Origin of the sequence: Limnohabitans sp., assembly GCF_031538885.1 — a bacterium.
Lineage (GTDB): Bacteria > Pseudomonadota > Gammaproteobacteria > Burkholderiales > Burkholderiaceae_C > Limnohabitans.
This window is the reverse complement of sequence record NZ_JAVKLW010000062.1, coordinates 16,809-34,071: the sequence shown is the minus strand read 5'-3', so window position 1 is coordinate 34,071 and position 17,263 is coordinate 16,809. Positions and strand designations below refer to the sequence as shown.

Here is a 17,263-nt window from a genome sequence, read left to right as displayed (position 1 = left end):
GCCTTGCCCTTGTCCTCTGTCATGGCTTGGACTCGCCGCACCGTTCCTGTAAATCGGTGGGCGATAATCGCGGGCACTTTTTGATATTTTTCTGACTGGAGCCACCCCATGCCTGCTTATCGTTCCAAAACCTCCACCGCTGGTCGCAATATGGCGGGCGCCCGTTCTCTGTGGCGTGCCACAGGGATGAAGGACGACGACTTCAGTAAACCCATCATCGCCATTGCCAACTCGTTCACGCAGTTCGTGCCCGGCCATGTGCATCTGAAAGACTTGGGCCAATTGGTGGCACGCGAGATTGAGACTGCGGGGGGCGTGGCCAAAGAATTCAACACCATCGCCGTGGACGATGGCATTGCCATGGGCCATGACGGCATGCTGTATTCACTGCCCAGCCGCGACATCATTGCGGACTCGGTGGAGTACATGGTCAACGCGCACTGTGCGGACGCCATCGTGTGCATCTCTAACTGCGACAAGATCACCCCTGGTATGTTGATGGCCGCCATGCGTCTGAACATCCCTGTCATCTTCGTCTCTGGCGGCCCGATGGAGGCAGGCAAGGTTCGCTTGGCCAACCCTCAGACGCAAGTCATGGAATTTAAGAAGCTCGACCTGATCGACGCCATGGTGATGGCCGCTGACGACAAGGTGAGCGATGCTGACTTGGCCGAAGTTGAGCGCTCGGCTTGCCCCACCTGCGGCTCCTGCTCGGGCATGTTCACTGCGAATTCGATGAACTGTTTGGCCGAAGCCTTAGGTCTCGCATTGCCAGGCAACGGGACTGTGGTGGCGACCCATGCCGATCGTGAGCAACTGTTCAAAAAAGCGGGCCACGTGATTGTGGATTTGTGCAAACGTTACTACGAGCAAGGCGACGAATCGGTGTTGCCGCGTTCCATGGGTTTCAAAGCCTTTGAGAACGCCATCGCGCTTGACATCGCAATGGGCGGCTCAACCAATACCATCTTGCATCTCTTGGCGATTGCCCAGGAAGCCGAGATTGAGTTCACCATGGCCGACATTGACCGCATGTCCAAGATCGTGCCGCAACTGTGCAAAGTCGCACCCAACACCAACAAATACCACATCGAAGACGTACACCGTGCAGGCGGCATCATGGCTATCTTGGGCGAACTCGACCGCGCAGGCAAACTGCACACCGATGTGTGCACCGTGTTGGGCAAGAGCATGAAGTCCGTGCTTGACGAGTGGGACATTGCGCGCAACCCCAGTGATGCCGTGAAGACCTTCTATATGGCCGGACCCGCAGGTATTCCTACCCAAGTCGCATTCAGCCAAAACACCCGCTGGCCGAGCTTGGATGTGGATCGCGTTGAAGGCTGCATCCGTTCGGCGGAACATGCGTTCAGCAAAGAAGGCGGCTTGGCCGTGCTGCGCGGCAACATTGCGCTCGACGGCTGCGTGGTCAAGACCGCAGGCGTGGACGACAGCTTGATGGTGTTTGAAGGCCCCGCCCATGTGGTGGAGTCGCAAGACGAAGCGGTGGAGCGCATCCTCAATGACCAAGTCAAAGCAGGCGACATCGTGGTGGTGCGTTACGAAGGCCCCAAAGGTGGTCCTGGCATGCAAGAGATGTTGTACCCCACCAGCTACATCAAGTCCAAAGGCTTGGGCAAAGCCTGCGCTTTGTTGACGGATGGTCGCTTCTCGGGCGGTACCTCAGGTTTGTCCATCGGTCACTGCTCGCCCGAAGCGGCAGCGGGCGGCACGATTGGTCTGGTGAAGAACGGTGACCGCATTCGCATCGACATTCCTAACCGCAGCATCAACGTCTTGGTCAGCGACGACGAGTTGGCCACGCGCCGCGTCGCGCAAGACAAGCTGGGCTGGAAGCCCGTCATGCCACGTCCACGCAAAGTGTCGGCTGCCCTCAAGGCCTATGCCTTGCTGGCCACCTCTGCGGACAAAGGGGCTGTGCGCGATTTGTCCTTGCTCGACTAAGCCGCTTCTACTCACATGCTGATTCACCCCCAAATTGACCCCGTTGCATTGGCCCTGGGGCCCATCGCCATTCACTGGTATGGCCTGACTTACTTGGCTGCATTTGCTTTGTTTGTCGGCTTGGCCCGTTTGCGTTTGAAGCACGAGCCTTATGCTGCGCAAGTGGAGTTGGGCTCATGGTCTCAGCAAGACATTGAAGACATCTTGTTTTACGGTGTGATCGGCGTGGTCCTAGGTGGGCGCATTGGCTATTGCGTGTTTTACAACCCCATTTACTACGTGGCGCATCCCCTTGAAGTTTTTGCTGTTTGGCAAGGCGGCATGAGTTTTCATGGCGGCATGTTGGGGGTGTTTGTGGCCACGGCTGTGTTTGCCTGGCAGCATCACCGCCCTTGGCTGTGGATCACCGATTTCATCGCCCCTTGTGTGCCGACGGGCTTGGCCGCAGGGCGTGTGGGCAACTTCATCAATGGTGAGTTGTGGGGCAGGGCGGCAGACCCCACCCTGCCTTGGGCCATGGTGTTCCCACAAAGCGGCAGCCTCATGCCGCGCCACCCCTCGCAGATTTACCAGTTCTTAGGCGAAGGCCTGGTGTTGTTTGTGGTGTTGTGGTTCTATGCGCGCAAACCCCGCGCTGTGGGCGCAGTGTCTGGCGTGTTCATGATGGGTTATGGCAGCTTGCGCTTCATGGCCGAATACTTCCGCGAGCCCGATGCCCAGCTGGGCATCTTGGCACTGGGCATGAGCATGGGCCAATGGCTGTGCGTGCCGATGGTGTTGGTGGGCGTGGCCTTGTGGTTGCGTGCGGCACGCCAACCGATCCCCGCTTAGTTTTTCGTTTTAAGGGTTAGCCCCTTGAGGGAAAGTCCTTGCGAATCAAGGGCCGTGGGCTTTGTTTTTGATCTCATAATTATACGTAATTATAGAGAACCTCTCGTCACCCTACCCCTATGCGTCCGCTCCCCAGTTCCTTGCACGACGATGTGGCCGCCCAACTGCGGATCTATATTTTCGAAGGCCAGCTTCGGCCCGGCAGCTTCATTGACGAAGTGACCTTGTGCGAGCTGTGGTCCATCTCACGCACTCCGTTGCGCGAAGCCCTCAAGGTTCTCACCGCCGAAGGCTTGGTGCGCCACGAGCCCCGCCGCGGCTGCTTTGTGAACGAAGTCACCGAGCAAGACCTCGACGACATCTTCCCCGTCATCGCATTGCTCGAAGGTCGTTGCGCGTTTGATGCCACGCAACGCGTCACGCCAGCCGATGTGCAAGCGCTGGAGGCCTTGCATCTGCGCTTGAAGGAACATGCGCAAGCAGGTCGTATCAACGACTATTACGACACCAACTTTGCCATTCACGAAGCCATCATTGCGTTGGCGAGCAACAAATGGTTGGCGCAAACCATTGCGAATTTGCGCAAAATTTTGAAGCTGGCGCGCCTGCAACAACTGCATGCGCCCGGACGTTTGAAACAAAGCTTGAAAGAGCACTTGGCTGTGTTTGCGGCGCTCAAAGCGGGGGATGCCGTCGGTGCTGAAGAAGCTATGCGCGATCATCTGTTGCAACAGCGTGAGGCCTTACGTGCCTTGGCGTTGGCCCAGCGCCGCGTCTTGACCGTTTGACCGCTTGATCGCAGAAAGAGAAATGACATGACCGCGACAACTTGGCTCAACAGCAAACTCAATTTGCTACGCAACTCGGCCCCTGCTGCTGGTGAAGCGGCTAAGCCTGAAGACCGCTCCACGCGTGAGCGTTTGGATGCCACGCTGCGGCAACAAAAAGAGGCGTTGTCACCCCGTTCCTTGCGCCGCACCTTGACCTTGTTGCAGGCGGTGGTGGACCCGCGCGTGAGTGAGGTCGAGGGTGGGCGTCGCGCCAAAACCTTGGCGGATTGGTATGCCCAAGCCGACACCGCTGAACGTCAAGACGTGTGGCTGCTCATCAGCGAGCAGTTTGGCCCAGACTCTGCCAAAGTACGCGCCGCGCGTGACGACTATGACGCCGCACTTGGCACTGTGGAAGAGGGGCCCGCTGAAATTCGCTTACGCCGTGCCTTGGTCTCACCGCGTACCCGTTTGTTGCAACGCTTTGCGGCCTCCGCAGGGGGGATGCGCTTCTTGGTGGATTTACGTGCTGAATTGATGCCCCACCTCAAAGGCAACAAGCGCTTGCTGGCACTTGATGCCGAGCTAGAAAACTTGTTCTCCACTTGGTTTGATGTGGCCTTCCTAGAGCTGCGCACCATCAGTTGGGAATCGCCCGCCTCCTTGATTGAAAAACTCATCAAGTACGAAGCAGTGCATGACATCCGCAGTTGGGCGGATTTGAAAAATCGCTTGGACAGCGACCGTCGTTGCTATGGTTTTTTTCACCCCAGCTTACCCAACGAACCCTTGATTTTTGTGGAGGTGGCGTTGTTGGACGAAATGGCCGACAACATCATGCCCTTGCTCGATGAGTCAGCTGCGCCCGAAGACTTGCAAAAGTCCACGGTGGCTATTTTTTACTCCATCAGTAACACACAAGGCGGCTTGAAAGGCGTGAGCTTTGGCGACTCGCTCATCAAACGGGTGGTGGAGACCTTGCGTGGTGAATTTCCAAAACTCAAAACCTTTGCCACCTTGTCACCCATTCCGGGCTTGCGTGCGTGGTTGGCGAAAAACGCGGAGCCGCTGCTGGTGCAACTCAATGCCAAAGAGTTGTCGGCCTTGGGACGTGAAATTAGTTTTGAACCACCCACGGCCAGCCATGTGCTGTCTGCCATTGAGCAGTCCATGGTGTTGGGGGCGCTGTCTGCCAAGTCGCCGCTGCGTCAGTTCCTCCTACGCGCTGGCGCCCATTATTTGGGGCAAGCCAAACAGGGTGAGCAAGTGCTAGACCCTGTGGCACGTTTTCATTTGGGCAACGGGGCACGCATCGAGCGCATCAACTGGTTTGCCGACCCCTCTGCCAAAGGCCTCAAGCAATCGCATGGCTTGATGGTCAATTACCTCTATGACCGCAAGCGTTTAGACAAACACCGCCAAATGTTGGACAAGGGCATCACCCCAGCTTCGGGTGATGTGGAAGACATGTATTTCAAATGAATCAGAGAACCCAAACCATCGAGGAGACACGCATGAAACATTTCAAAACAAACACAAGCCGCCGACACTGGATGGCACTCACCGCAGCCGCCTGCGCCGCATGGAGCTTGGGCGCACAAGCGCAAAGCGCCTGGCCCACCAAACCTGTGACCCTGATTGTTCCTTTCCCCGCAGGGGGTGGAACCGATGCGTTTGCGCGTCCGTTTTCTGCACAGTTTTCAAAGCAAACAGGTAAAACCTTGGTCATTGACAACCGTGGCGGCGCTGGCGGTAACTTGGGCGCAGGTGTGGCTGCCAAAGCTGCACCCGATGGCTACACCTTGTTCATGGGTGCTGTGCATCACTCGATTGCCCCCTCGATGTATGCCAAGCTGGATTACGACTTGGAACGCGACTTTGTGCCCTTGACCATGGTCGCCAGTGTGCCCCACGTGTTGGTGGTCAACCCCAAAAACGTGCCCAGCGACTTCAAAGCCTTCATGGAGATGGTGCGCAGCAAGCCAGGCAAATTCAACTACGGTTCAGCGGGTGGCGGCACTTCGCATCACTTAGCGGGCGAGTTGTTCAAACTGCAAAGCAAAACCTTCATCACTCATATTCCCTACCGTGGCGCAGGCCCAGCCTTGCAAGACTTGATTGCGGGCAATGTGGACATGATGTTTGACGGCTTGGGCTCTTCAGCGCAACACATCAAAGGTGGCCGCATCAAAGCCTTGATGGTGTCGGGCAACAAACGCAACCCATCCTTCCCTGACGTGCCATGCGCCGCTGAGCTGGGCATGCCCGACTACAACGTGACCACTTGGTATGGCCTGTGGGCGCCCAAAGGCACGCCTGCTGATGTACAAGCCCGCGTCATTGAAGAAGTGCGCAAAGCCGCAGTCTCGGACGACATCAAAACCAGCTGGGGCAACAACGGTGCTGAGTTTCCTAACCTGACAGGCGCTCAGTTTGGCAACTTCGTTTCCGGTGAAGTCAAAAAGTGGGCGAGTGTGGTGAAGGCTTCAGGTGCCAAACTCGATTAACCAAGAAGACAGACGATGAATCACAACCTGTATGCGGCCTTGCGTGCTGCGTTTCCCAAAAACTTAAACGCCACCGCCATCGAAACAGACGATGGCCTGCACTACAGTTGGTCCGACTTGGCGCGTGCCAGCGCCATGATGGCCAATCTGCTCAACTCGCTCCACATCCCCAAAGGTGCGCGCGTGGCTGTGCAAGTGGAGAAGTCGGTTGAAGCGATGATGCTCTACCTCGCCACCTTGCGTGCGGGCTATGTGTTCTTGCCTTTAAATACCGCTTACCAAAGCGCAGAGATTGAGTACTTCATAGGCAATGCTGAGCCAGCCGTGGTGGTGTGCAGCAGTAAAAATTTTGGTTGGGTCAGCAAAATTGCTTTCAAAGCCGGCACACACCACGTGTTCACCTTGGATGACAACCGCACCGGCAGCTTGCTGGAGCGGGCAGCGCATTGCTCAGACCAGCACCAAGCGGTGCAAAGCAAGGCTGACGATTTAGCTGCCATTCTGTACACCAGTGGTACCACGGGCCGCAGCAAAGGCGCCATGCTCTCGCACGGCAACATGCTCAGCAACGCACAGACTTTGAAAACCTATTGGGGATGGAAACCGGGCGATGTGCTGATTCACGCCTTGCCCATTTTCCACGTACACGGCTTGTTTGTGGCCATCCACGGCGCGTTGCTCAATGGCAGCAAGATGATTTGGTTGTCCAAGTTCGACCCCAAACTCGTCATCGCCAAAATGGCGCAAGCCACCGTGTTCATGGGCGTGCCCACGCTGTATGTACGCATGTTGGCCGAGCCCAGTTTGACCAAGGCACAAACTGCGAACATGCGTTTGTTCATTGCAGGCTCCGCACCGCTGCTGCTGGAAACCTTCAACGAATGGCACGAGCGCACAGGGCAAACGATTTTGGAGCGTTACGGCATGAGTGAAACCGTCATGCTCACCTCCAACCCTTATTCGGCAGATGCGCGCTACCCCGGTCAAACCGAACGCCGTGGTGGCACGGTCGGTTTTCCCTTGCCCGGTGTGTCGTTGCGCGTGCAAGATGACGAAGGCAAAGCCTTGCCCGTGGGTGAGATTGGCGGCATTCAAGTCAAAGGCCCCAATGTGTTTGGCGGCTACTGGCGCATGCCCGAGAAAACCAAAGAAGAATTCACCGCCGACGGTTATTTCAAAACGGGCGATGTGGGCAAGGTGGACGAGCGCGGTTATGTGGTCATCGTCGGTCGCAGCAAAGACCTCATCATCAGCGGTGGCTACAACGTCTACCCCGCAGAGATTGAGGGCTACATCAACGACATGCCCGGCGTGGCTGAGAGTGCGTTGATTGGCGTACCGCATCCTGACTTTGGTGAGGTGGGCGTTGCCGTGGTCATTGCCAAGCCCGGTGCCCAGGTGCATGCAGATGCCGTCATTACTGCACTCAAGTCACAACTCGCCAACTTCAAAATTCCGAAGAAGTGTTTTGTGGTGGCTGAATTGCCACGCAACACCATGGGCAAAGTACAAAAGAACGTGCTGCGGGAGCAGTACAAAGGTTTAACTAAAATCCACCGACCAAAGCCGCCGAATTCACCCGCTGCGTGATGTGCGCCAAAGCCTCATCCACTTGGTCGATCAAGATCAAGCACAGGTCACCTTTTTGCAAGCGCTCCATGGCGCGGTCAATCGCCAAGAACTCACCGTGGATTTCGTCAATATGAGTGGTGCGTTTTGCACCCTCCAATCCTTGGCGCAAGAGCTTGAGCACCTCACCATCCACGCGGCCACGTTGGCAAGCATCTTGGTACAACACCACATCGTCAAATGCTTCCCCAATGATGCGCGTTTGCTCGCGGATGTCTTCATCGCGGCGGTCACCTGCACCGCTGATGACCACGCTGCGTCGCTGGGCGGGCAAGTTGGTCACGGCTTGCACCAACGCTTTGATGGCGTCTGGGTTGTGGCCGTAGTCGGCAATCACGGTCGCGCCTTTGTAGTCGAACACATTGAAGCGTCCGGGCACAGCGTTGCTGTCGCTGACAAAAGTTGCCAAGCCTTTGCAGATGGTTTGCCAAGGCACACCCACGGCCCACGCAGCACCGATCGAGGCCATGGCATTTTCAATTTGAAAACCAATGGCACCGCTGCGCGTGACAGGAATTTCCGACAAAGGGATGCGCACCGAGTGGTGGCCTTGCATGGCGACGATTTGATCGTCTTCCACAAACAGCACACGTTTGTCTTGGGCACGGTGCGTGGCAATCACCGGGTGGTGTGAGTCCAAACCAAAGTAGGTGACTTGGCCCGGACAGTTGTTGGCCATGGCGGCCACGATGGGGTCTGTTGCATTGAGCACCGCAGTGCCAGACTCGGCCACGTTTTGGACGATGACGCGTTTCAACACAGCGAGGTCTTCAACGGTGGCGATGTAGTTCAGTCCCAAGTGGTCGCCCATGCCGATGTTGGTGACCACAGCCACTTGGCAGCGGTCAAAGGCCAAGCCTTCGCGCAGCATGCCGCCGCGTGCGGTTTCGAGCACGGCGGCATCCACATCGGGGTGGGCCAGCACGTTGCGGCCACTGCGCGGACCGCTGCAATCGCCGCTGTCGGTTTGGCGGCCATTGACATACACACCGTCGGTATTGGTCATGCCCACGCGTAAACCGTTGGCACGCAGCAGGTGCGAGGTCAAACGCACCGTAGTGGTTTTGCCGTTGGTGCCAGTCACGGCGATCACGGGAATGCGGCCATCACCGCCATCAGGGAACATGGTGGCCATGACAGCCTCGCCCACGTCACGGCCTTTGCCAAACGAGGGGCTCAGGTGCATGCGCAAGCCAGGTGCTGCGTTGACTTCGACCACGCCGCCACCTTGTTCTTCCAGAGGACGCAAGACCGATTCGCAGACCACGTCCACACCACAAATGTCCAAGCCCACCATTTGTGCGGCCGCTATGGCGCGCAAGGCGACTTCGGGGTGCACATCATCGGTCACGTCGGTAGCCGTGCCGCCGGTGGAGAGGTTAGCGTTGTTGCGCAAAATCACGCGTACGCCTTTGGCGGGCACAGAGTGGGCTTCGTAGCCTTGTTCTTGGAGGCGTGCAATGGCAATGTCATCGAAGCGAATTTTGGTCAATGCGGTGGCGTGGCCTTCGCCGCGACGAGGGTCAGCGTTGACGATATCGACCAGTTCACGCACGGTGTTTTTGCCGTTACCGATGACCAGTGGAGGTTCGCGGCGTGCGGCTGCTACGAGTTTGTTGCCCACCACCAGCAAGCGGTAATCGCTGCCAGGTAAGAAGCGTTCGACCAACACGTCATCACGGTGCGCGACGGCGGCCAAGTAAGCGGTTTTCACACCTGCTTCGGTGGTGACGTTGACCGAGATGCCTTTGCCTTGGTTGCCGTCACGGGGTTTGACCACCACGGGCAGGCCGATCTCTTGGGCGGCGGCCCAAGCGTCATCGGGACTGGTGACGGGGCGGCCCAGCGGCACGGGTACGCCTGCGGCATGCAGCAGTTTTTTGGTGAGTTCTTTGTCTTGCGCGATGGACTCGGCGATGGCGCTGGTGGCATCAATCTCTGCCGCTTGGATGCGTCGTTGCTTGCTGCCCCAGCCCAGTTGCACCAAGCTGCCTTCGGTCAAACGACGGAAGGGAATGCCACGCGCCATGGCTGCGTTGACGATGGAGCCGGTGGATGGGCCTAAGCGAATTTCTTCGTCGAGTTCACGTAGTTGATGAATAGCAGCATCCACATCAAAGCTGGTGTTGTTCAAGGCCGCGGTGCAGAGTTGATGTGCGAGCTTTAAGGCCATGACACCGACTTGCTCTTCGCTGTATTCCACGGCGACTTGAAACAAGCCTTTGTCGCTGGTGGGCGTGGTGCGGCTGAAGGTGACTGGGCAGCCAGCCTCGATTTGCAAATGCAAAGTCGCTGCTTCTAGCGCGTGCGCTAGGCTCAGCTTGACTTTGTGGTCCGTCGGTTGCAAGTTGCCCACCCCTGGGAACAGATTGCGCAGGCGACTTTCAAACGCTGCGTGTTGGCTCAGATCAATTTCGGCCTCGTCGCAAGTTGCCATGGCTTCCACGGCGGTGTGGCGTGTCCAGAGGTTGGGGCCGCGCAGGGCGCGGATACGAGAGACTTCCATTAGCGATTCATCCTTGCAAGGTCTTTAGCAGCGGTTTGTTTTTGCTGTCCGAAATTTTTCAAGCCAGCGCGTATCAGCAGTGGCGGTATGTCCAGCGACCAAGCGGTGGCGACAGCAGCCAGCAGCGTTGAGATGTGCAAGCCATTTTTGAGCAAGCGCGCAATCAATTCGAGGTCGAGGTGGAACAGTTGTGTCTCTTGGTCACCGCGTGCCAAGGTGACATGGCACTCCTTGCAAAACACGGCGCGACCACCTTGTTGCAAGTGGGCCGTGACGGTGGCGTTGTCTTGCGCTTTGGCGTAATACACGACTTCACCATCGCTCAACTCGGCCAAGGTCACCACAGCAGCTTCATCGGCGTTGAGCACCGCGGTGCCTTCGGGCAAGACCAAATCGACTTGGGTGCGAACCACGGTGCGCATTTGCTCTGGCGTTTGAATGTCGTTTTTTTCAATCAAGCTTGCGTTCGTGTCAGGCATGTGGGTGACGACGCCAATCAAGCAGCGGTCATAGGCCAAGCCTTCGTCCAAGATGTGTGCGGGCGTGGTTTCAAACACCGCTGCATCAAGCGCACGGTTGATGAGCAAACGCTCCGAGGCTTCAAAGCCCCGTGCATCGTATTTGCCCAAGTGGTGCTGATCCATGTACAGACCGTCTTTGCAGGCCAGACCAGTACGGCGCCCCGAGAGGTGCAGCAACCAAGCCACCAATTGCGCGAGCTCCGTGGTTTGCTGGCTGCCCACAATGCCGACGACGGGTATGCGACCCGACTCGTTGGGGCCAAACAGGTGTTCGACGATGGCTTTGCCAACAGGGCGTGGTTGGCCAACGGCGGGTTTGACGTGCATCAGCAAGCCGGGGCCTGCGTTGACCTCAATGATTGCTCCTTGGGTTTCTTCCAAGGGGCGAGAGATGTCTTGCGTCACGATGTCGATGCCTGCAATGTCCAAGCCAATCACGCGTGCCGCAAGGGTGGCCACGGCCGCGACTTCTGGGTGAACCAAGTCTGTCACGTCCATGCTCAAGTTGCCGTTGCGCTGGACCACCACAATGCGGCCCGCTTCAGGCACGCTGTCGGGTTCTAAGCCGTTGCGTTGAATTTCAAGCAAGGACATTTCGCCACGTGGGGTGTCCAGAAGGATTGAATAAAGCGGGAAGTCTTCAGTCGGCCCGCGACGTGGGTCGGAGTTGATTTGTTGGTCTATCAGTTGCGTGACCGTCGAGGTGCCGTCGCCGATGATCTGTGCAGTTTCGCCACGGGTGGCGGCCACGACGCGGTCACCCACGACCAAAACGCGGTGCTCGTCCCCGCGCACGTAGCGCTCAATCAGCACTTCGCTGCCTTCTTTCTCGGCGGCGATCCACGCTTTGCGCACGCCTTCTTCGGTGTTCACGTCAAGCGACACGCCCCAGCCACGGTTGCCATCCAAAGGCTTGACCACCACGGGCAGACCGATGTCTTGTGCGGCTTCCCACGCTTCGTCTGAGGTTTTGACAATCTGACCTTCGGGGACCGGGATGCCGCACTGGGTGAGCAAACGCTTGGTCAAGTCTTTGTCGCTGGAGATGCTCTCCGCGATGGCGCTGGTGCGGTCTGTCTCTGCCGTCCAAATGCGGCGTTGCTTAGAGCCATAGCCCAGTTGCACCAAGTTGCCTTCGGTCAGGCGAATGAAGGGGGTTTTGCGCTCGACCGCCGCATCGACGATGCACGCGGTGCTGGGGCCGAGGCAACGCAGGTCGGCAATCTTTTTCAAACGCTCGACCGTGCCGTTGATGTCGAACGGCTGGTTGTTGGCTGCGGCCATCACGATTTCACGGGCAGCCAAGAAGCTTTTGCGACCCAGTTCTTCATGCTCGGTTCGAAACACGACTTTGTAGATACCGCGCTTGCTGATTTCACGGGCCTTGCCAAACTCTGCGCGGGCACCGGCTAAGAGCTGCAACTCGATGGAGACGTGTTCCATGATGTGGCCCATCCATGTGCCACCCACCAAGCGGGTCAAGAAGCCGCCGCGATGGCCCACACCGCACTGGTGTTCGACCAAGCCTGGCAGCCAAGCGTTGAGGCGGTCGTTGAAGCCGTCAATTTTGTTGGAGGGGTGGTCTTCCATTTCACCCAAGTCAATGAGCGCTTCGATGATGGGACGGTAAGTCCAGATGTTGGGCCCACGCAAGTAGTTCATGCGCAGGATTTGAATGTCTTTGAAGGCCATATAGCTGAGCGGAGGTTCTTAGCAGAGGGTTGGGGGCAGGCAAGCACAGGGGAGTGCCGAGGTCGCTAAAGCAAGCTCGGAGGCTGCGGCGATACAATCATTCGTCAACGTGCTGGGGTGCAACAAAGTCCTGGCTCCTGCTTTTATTTTTATCGCCGTCCATCGATTTGCATCGATTGAAAGCAGCAACATTCCAATAATGAATTCTTCCTTATCGGCTCCCACCAAAGTTGTTTTCCCTGAGGGCTGGCGAACTTCAGCTGATGCACAACTGTCTACTCAAGAAAACGTTCTAGCGTGGCTAGAGGTTGACTTGAATGCCCAATTACATTTTTCGCTAGGGCTACTCATTGTGACAGACCAGCGGGTGCTTTTTGGGGTCCAAGACGCAGGTCCGACGCCTGTTTGGGACAGTTGGTCACTCGCTGCGGGGATGACGATGACCCACACCGATCACGCAGGTGTGGGTACCTTGAGTTTGCTCGATGCCACGCACCGCATCGCCAGCTGGCGCTTCACCTTGACGCACAACGTCACCGCCATGCGCTTGCAAGAGAAGTTCGCCGAGCGCATGGAGGTCTTGACCCACGGCAAGTCGCTGGCCTTAACCGCGCAGGCGCGTTGTCCGCAGTGCAAGTTACCGCTTGAAAACGTGGGGGATGCCTGCCCCGTGTGCAGTCGCGAGCAACATGCCCCACTGTCGACTTGGGGTTTGTTTCGCTTGTGGCGCTTTGCCAAGCCCTACCAACGGCGCTTGTTGGCTGGCTTTTTGTTGACGTTGGCTTCCACCGCCGCTACCTTGGTGCCGCCTTACTTGACCATGCCGTTGATGGACGATGTACTGATTCCGTTTCAAAACGGCAAAGACATCGACCATGATTTGGTCTTCATGTATCTGGGCGGTTTATTAGGGGCCGCGTTGTTGGCTTGGAGTTTGGGCTGGGCCAAAACCTACATCTTGGCCTTGGTGTCTGAGCGCATTGGTGCGGACTTGCGCACCACCGCGTATGAGCATTTGATGCGCTTGTCCTTAGAGTACTTTGGTGGTCGTCGTACCGGTGATTTGATGAACCGCATTGGCGCCGAGACTGACCGCATTTGTGTCTTTTTGTCCTTGCATTTGTTGGATTTCGCCACCGATGTCCTGATGATTGTGATGACTGCCTCCATTTTGATCAGCATCGATCCCAAGCTCGCCGCCGCCACGTTGCTACCGCTGCCGTTCATCGTGTGGTTGATTCACACCGTGCGCGACAAATTGCGCACCGGTTTCGAAAAGATTGACCGTGTATGGTCTGAGTTGACCAATGTGCTGGCCGACACCATTCCGGGCATCCGCGTGGTCAAAGCCTTCGCCCAAGAGACGCGCGAAGCCAACCGCTTTCGCGATGCCAACAAACACAATTTGGCGGTGAACGACCGCATCAACTTTGTGTGGTCCTTGTTTTCGCCCACCGTCACCTTGATGACCGAAGTGGGCTTGTTGGTGGTGTGGGGCTTTGGCATTTGGTTGGTGTCACACCACCAAATCACCGTGGGTGTGTTGGCCGCATTCTTGGCCTATATCGGGCGCTTTTACACGCGCTTGGATTCGATGAGCCGCATCGTGTCACACACGCAAAAAGCGGCGGCAGGTGCCAAGCGTATTTTTGAAATCTTGGATCACGTCTCCAGCGTGCCTGAGACGCCTCATCCACAACAACTACCGGTACCTTTGCAGGGCCACATCGAGATTCAAGACGCAGGCTTTCGCTATGGCAACCGCGCGGTGATTCGCGGCATGAACCTCAATATCCGCCCCGGCGAGATGATCGGTTTGGTGGGGCAAAGCGGCTCTGGCAAGAGCACCTTGGTGAACTTGATTTGCCGCTTCTATGACCTCAGCGAGGGTGCCATCAAGTTGGACGGCATCGACATTCGCAACATCGCGTTGTCCGACTTTCGCAGCCACATTGGCATGGTGTTGCAAGAACCGTTTTTGTTCTTCGGCACGATTGCCGACAACATTGCCTACGGCAAACCCGATGCCACACGTGAGCAGATCGTGGCCGCTGCCCGTGCCGCCCACGCGCATGAGTTCATCTTGCGTTTGCCGCAAGGCTACGATTCCTTGGTAGGCGAGCGTGGTCAAGGCCTGTCGGGGGGCGAGCGTCAACGTATTTCGATTGCGCGGGCCTTGCTCATCAACCCACGCATCTTGATCTTGGACGAAGCCACGGCTTCTGTGGACACCGAGACCGAGCAAGAAATTCAAAAAGCCTTGGATAACTTGGTGCAAGGCCGCACCACGATTGCCATTGCCCACCGTTTGTCCACGCTCAACAAAGCCGACCGCTTGGTGGTGATGGAACAAGGCGTGGTGGTGGAGGAGGGCGACCACGACACGCTGATGGCACGACAAGGCGCGTACTACCGCCTCTATGAAGCCCAAGCCAAAAATGCAGAAGACGCCGTGGCGCGTGTTTCGACCCAGGAGTCTGTATGAGTGCCGCTGCCTTGACCTCTCACTTTCATTTGGCGTTTGACCCCTTTGGCAAGTTGATCATCACCTTGGCCGATGGCTCGCAGCATGTGGGCGCCGTGGTAGCGCGTGCGTTCCCGATTGCTGCACCCGAGGAAAGCATTTCTATTGTGAGTGCCGAAGGCAAAGAGCTGATGTGGATTGAAAACCTCAACGACTTGCCCGCGCATGAACGCGACATCGTGGCGCAAGCCCTAGAAGGCCGCGAGTTCATGCCTGAGATCTTGCGGTTGGATGGCGTCAACAGTTTTTCAACGCCCAGCGTGTGGCGCGTGCAAACCAGCCGTGGCCCCACGCAGTTGATGCTCAAAGGCGAGGAAGACATTCGCCGTTTGAGTGCGAACCGACTGATCGTGGCCGATGCCCACGGTGTGCAGTTTTTGATTCGTGATTTGTCTTCACTCGACCGCCACACCCGCAAATTGCTAGATCGTTTTTTGTAAACCGTCAGCGGCCTTCGCAGGTGGCAAATAAATCACGCTCGCGCTGGTAAGCAGAGGTCTTGATCGCCATCAAGCCCAACACCGAATGGAACAAGTTGTCGTGTGACAAGGGTTTGTTGCGATCGGCTTGCAAGCAGCGGGTGCTCACACGGCTGAGTTGCTCAAACCCTGGTGATAGCCAAGTGATCAGTGGCACCGTGGTTTGCTCAGGCGGCGCCACACTGTAGGGCAGGCCGTGCAAGTACATGTTTTTCTCACCCAAGGATTCGCCGTGGTCGGACACATAGAGCATGGCCGGTATCGTGGTTTTTTCATGGGTTTTGAGCCAAGCAATCACGCGTGACAAAAAGTAGTCGGTGAATACCAAGGTGTTGTCGTAGGCGTTGACCACTTGGGCGCGGTCACATTGTGAGAGCGAGGTGTCGGTGCATTCAGGGGTGAACTTTTTGAACTCCGCAGGCGTGCGCTTGAAGTACGCAGGTCCGTGGCTGCCCATTTGGTGCATCACCACCACGGTGCCGCGAGCGCGACGCTCGGCGGGGAGTTTGGCCAACTCGGCGTCAATGCGGGCGAGCATCACGGTGTCACGGCACTCATCGCCTTCGCAGTACTCGGGCAATTTCAGGTTGGAGGTGTTCACGTAAGGCACACGCGCACATTGGCCCTTGCAGCCCGATTGGTTGTCCATCCACAACACGGCCAAGCCCGCGTGTTGCAACACATCGAGCATGTTTTCAAACTCGTGGCTGCGTTTGGCGAAATCGGTGCGCCCCAAGTGCGAGAACATGCAAGGTAGGGACTCCGCTGTGCTGGTGCCGCATGATCTGACTTGGGTGAAGCTGGTTACATTTTCGTGAGCCAGCAAGGGGTTGGTGCTACGCGAGTAACCATTGAGCGAGAAGCTCTGACTGCGAGCTGTCTCGCCCAACACAAACACCAGCAAGGGCGGCTGCGGTGGCTTGCTGTTTGTGCGCCCACCGATATGAGCGTCCTGGCCCAAAGGCTGCATGGGGCCTCGCGGTTGCTCAGACGGAATGACCGTCATGTCCAACACCGCATAGACGCTGTTGAGCGGGTTGATTTGGTAGCGCATTTCGGTGTAGTTGCGCATCAACGATGCGAAGTCTTGAAACACCAGTTGCGTTGTGCCAAAAGCCAGCACCAGCCCGCCCGCAAACAGACCTGCATTGCGCAGCATTTGCCACGCCACGGGCGGTGTGGTTATGAGTTGTCGCCATAGCCAAATCAGCGGCAGTACAGCCAAGCCGACAACTGTCGCGAGCAATCGCCAGCTCAGTTGGTCACGCGTTTCACGGGTGTCGGTTTGCAGCACATTCACCAGCATGGGGGTGTCCAACACCACGCCATACATCAGCATGTAGTGCGTGGCGAAAGCCGCTAACAGCAAGAGCAAGGTGATGGCCGGTTTGAGTGTGAACCGCCACGCGAGCAGCGACAGCAGGGCGGCCACCAAGCACGCAATGATCAAGGCGAATGCCGCGCCAAACGCCATGCCATGCCAGCCTGTGAGATCAGGCACAAGCAGCAAGGTTTTCCAAAGTGCCAAGTTACCCAAAACCGACAGCCACAGGCTGGCCACGATCACCACGGTTGTGGCCGCGCGGGGGGGGCGAACGGAGGAGGCTAAGAATATGTTGCGCATATGCGGTGCCTAGGCACAGGTTTCAAGTGGGCCATGCACCACATAGACTTGGCTGCGCGCATGTGCCATGTGTTTGAGCCAGTCGATCAGCAATTGCTTGCCGTCATACTTGACCAAGTATTTAGAACTGGTGACCGTCCCGGTGCCACCCAAAAATGTGATGTTGACGCTCATAGGCGAAGTATCCCCTCTTTGTGTAAAGACACTTCGCGTGA

12 protein-coding genes are annotated in these 17,263 nt (G+C 57.2%); 8 read left to right on the top strand and 4 right to left on the bottom strand.

The annotated features are described in order from the left end of the window. Positions 1 to 108: 108 nt before the first annotated feature. The 6 genes from ilvD to RMS03_RS04955 all read left to right on the top strand — a co-directional run bounded on the left by ilvD (position 109) and on the right by RMS03_RS04955 (position 7,663). Positions 109 to 1,965 (top strand): dihydroxy-acid dehydratase, encoded by a 1,857-nt coding sequence (gene ilvD / locus RMS03_RS04980; RefSeq protein WP_310625995.1) that lies wholly within the window; start codon positions 109 to 111, stop codon positions 1,963 to 1,965. Between the two features lie 15 nt (positions 1,966 to 1,980). Continuing rightward, entirely contained in the window at positions 1,981 to 2,796 is an 816-nt protein-coding gene (gene lgt / locus RMS03_RS04975) for a prolipoprotein diacylglyceryl transferase (protein ID WP_310625994.1), read from the top strand. A gap of 119 nt (positions 2,797 to 2,915) precedes the next feature. Continuing rightward, a complete protein-coding gene (locus RMS03_RS04970) occupies positions 2,916 to 3,584 on the top strand; it encodes a GntR family transcriptional regulator (protein WP_310625993.1) in 669 nt (222 codons plus the stop codon). 27 nt (positions 3,585 to 3,611) lie between these two features. Beyond that, positions 3,612 to 5,048: a malonyl-CoA decarboxylase gene (locus tag RMS03_RS04965; RefSeq protein ID WP_310625992.1), complete on the top strand. Its 1,437-nt coding sequence runs from the start codon at positions 3,612 to 3,614 to the stop codon at positions 5,046 to 5,048. 32 nt (positions 5,049 to 5,080) lie between these two features. After that, entirely contained in the window at positions 5,081 to 6,073 is a 993-nt protein-coding gene (locus RMS03_RS04960) for a Bug family tripartite tricarboxylate transporter substrate binding protein (protein WP_405023500.1), read from the top strand. 15 nt (positions 6,074 to 6,088) lie between these two features. Next, the gene (locus RMS03_RS04955) at positions 6,089 to 7,663 is read left to right on the top strand and encodes a malonyl-CoA synthase (protein WP_310625991.1); all 1,575 of its coding nucleotides are present in this window, start codon (positions 6,089 to 6,091) and stop codon (positions 7,661 to 7,663) included. On the opposite strand, the gene cphA (RMS03_RS04950) is transcribed toward RMS03_RS04955, so the two are convergent. Both cphA (RMS03_RS04950) and cphA (RMS03_RS04945) read right to left on the bottom strand, forming a co-directional pair. Then, the gene (cphA, locus tag RMS03_RS04950) at positions 7,620 to 10,208 is read right to left on the bottom strand and encodes a cyanophycin synthetase (RefSeq protein ID WP_310625990.1); all 2,589 of its coding nucleotides are present in this window, start codon (positions 10,206 to 10,208) and stop codon (positions 7,620 to 7,622) included. The genes RMS03_RS04955 and cphA (RMS03_RS04950) overlap by 44 nt on opposite strands. Next, positions 10,208 to 12,421, bottom strand: coding sequence for a cyanophycin synthetase (cphA, locus tag RMS03_RS04945; RefSeq protein ID WP_310625989.1), 2,214 nt, complete (start codon positions 12,419 to 12,421; stop codon positions 10,208 to 10,210). The genes cphA (RMS03_RS04950) and cphA (RMS03_RS04945) overlap by 1 nt, the downstream gene beginning before the upstream one ends. Positions 12,422 to 12,620: 199 nt before the next feature. Between cphA (RMS03_RS04945) and RMS03_RS04940 the strand changes: the two genes are divergently transcribed. Further along, positions 12,621 to 14,906, top strand: a complete 2,286-nt coding sequence (locus RMS03_RS04940) for an ABC transporter ATP-binding protein (RefSeq protein ID WP_310625988.1) — start codon at positions 12,621 to 12,623, stop codon at positions 14,904 to 14,906. Further along, positions 14,903 to 15,385: a DUF1854 domain-containing protein gene (locus tag RMS03_RS04935; protein ID WP_310625987.1), complete on the top strand. Its 483-nt coding sequence runs from the start codon at positions 14,903 to 14,905 to the stop codon at positions 15,383 to 15,385. The genes RMS03_RS04940 and RMS03_RS04935 overlap by 4 nt, the downstream gene beginning before the upstream one ends. Positions 15,386 to 15,389: 4 nt before the next feature. On the opposite strand, the gene RMS03_RS04930 is transcribed toward RMS03_RS04935, so the two are convergent. Continuing rightward, a complete protein-coding gene (locus RMS03_RS04930) occupies positions 15,390 to 17,048 on the bottom strand; it encodes a phosphoethanolamine--lipid A transferase (protein WP_310625986.1) in 1,659 nt (552 codons plus the stop codon). Between the two features lie 9 nt (positions 17,049 to 17,057). After that, on the bottom strand, positions 17,058 to 17,222 hold the full coding sequence (locus RMS03_RS04925) for a hypothetical protein (protein ID WP_310626021.1): 165 nt from the start codon (positions 17,220 to 17,222) through the stop codon (positions 17,058 to 17,060). Positions 17,223 to 17,263: the final 41 nt, after the last annotated feature.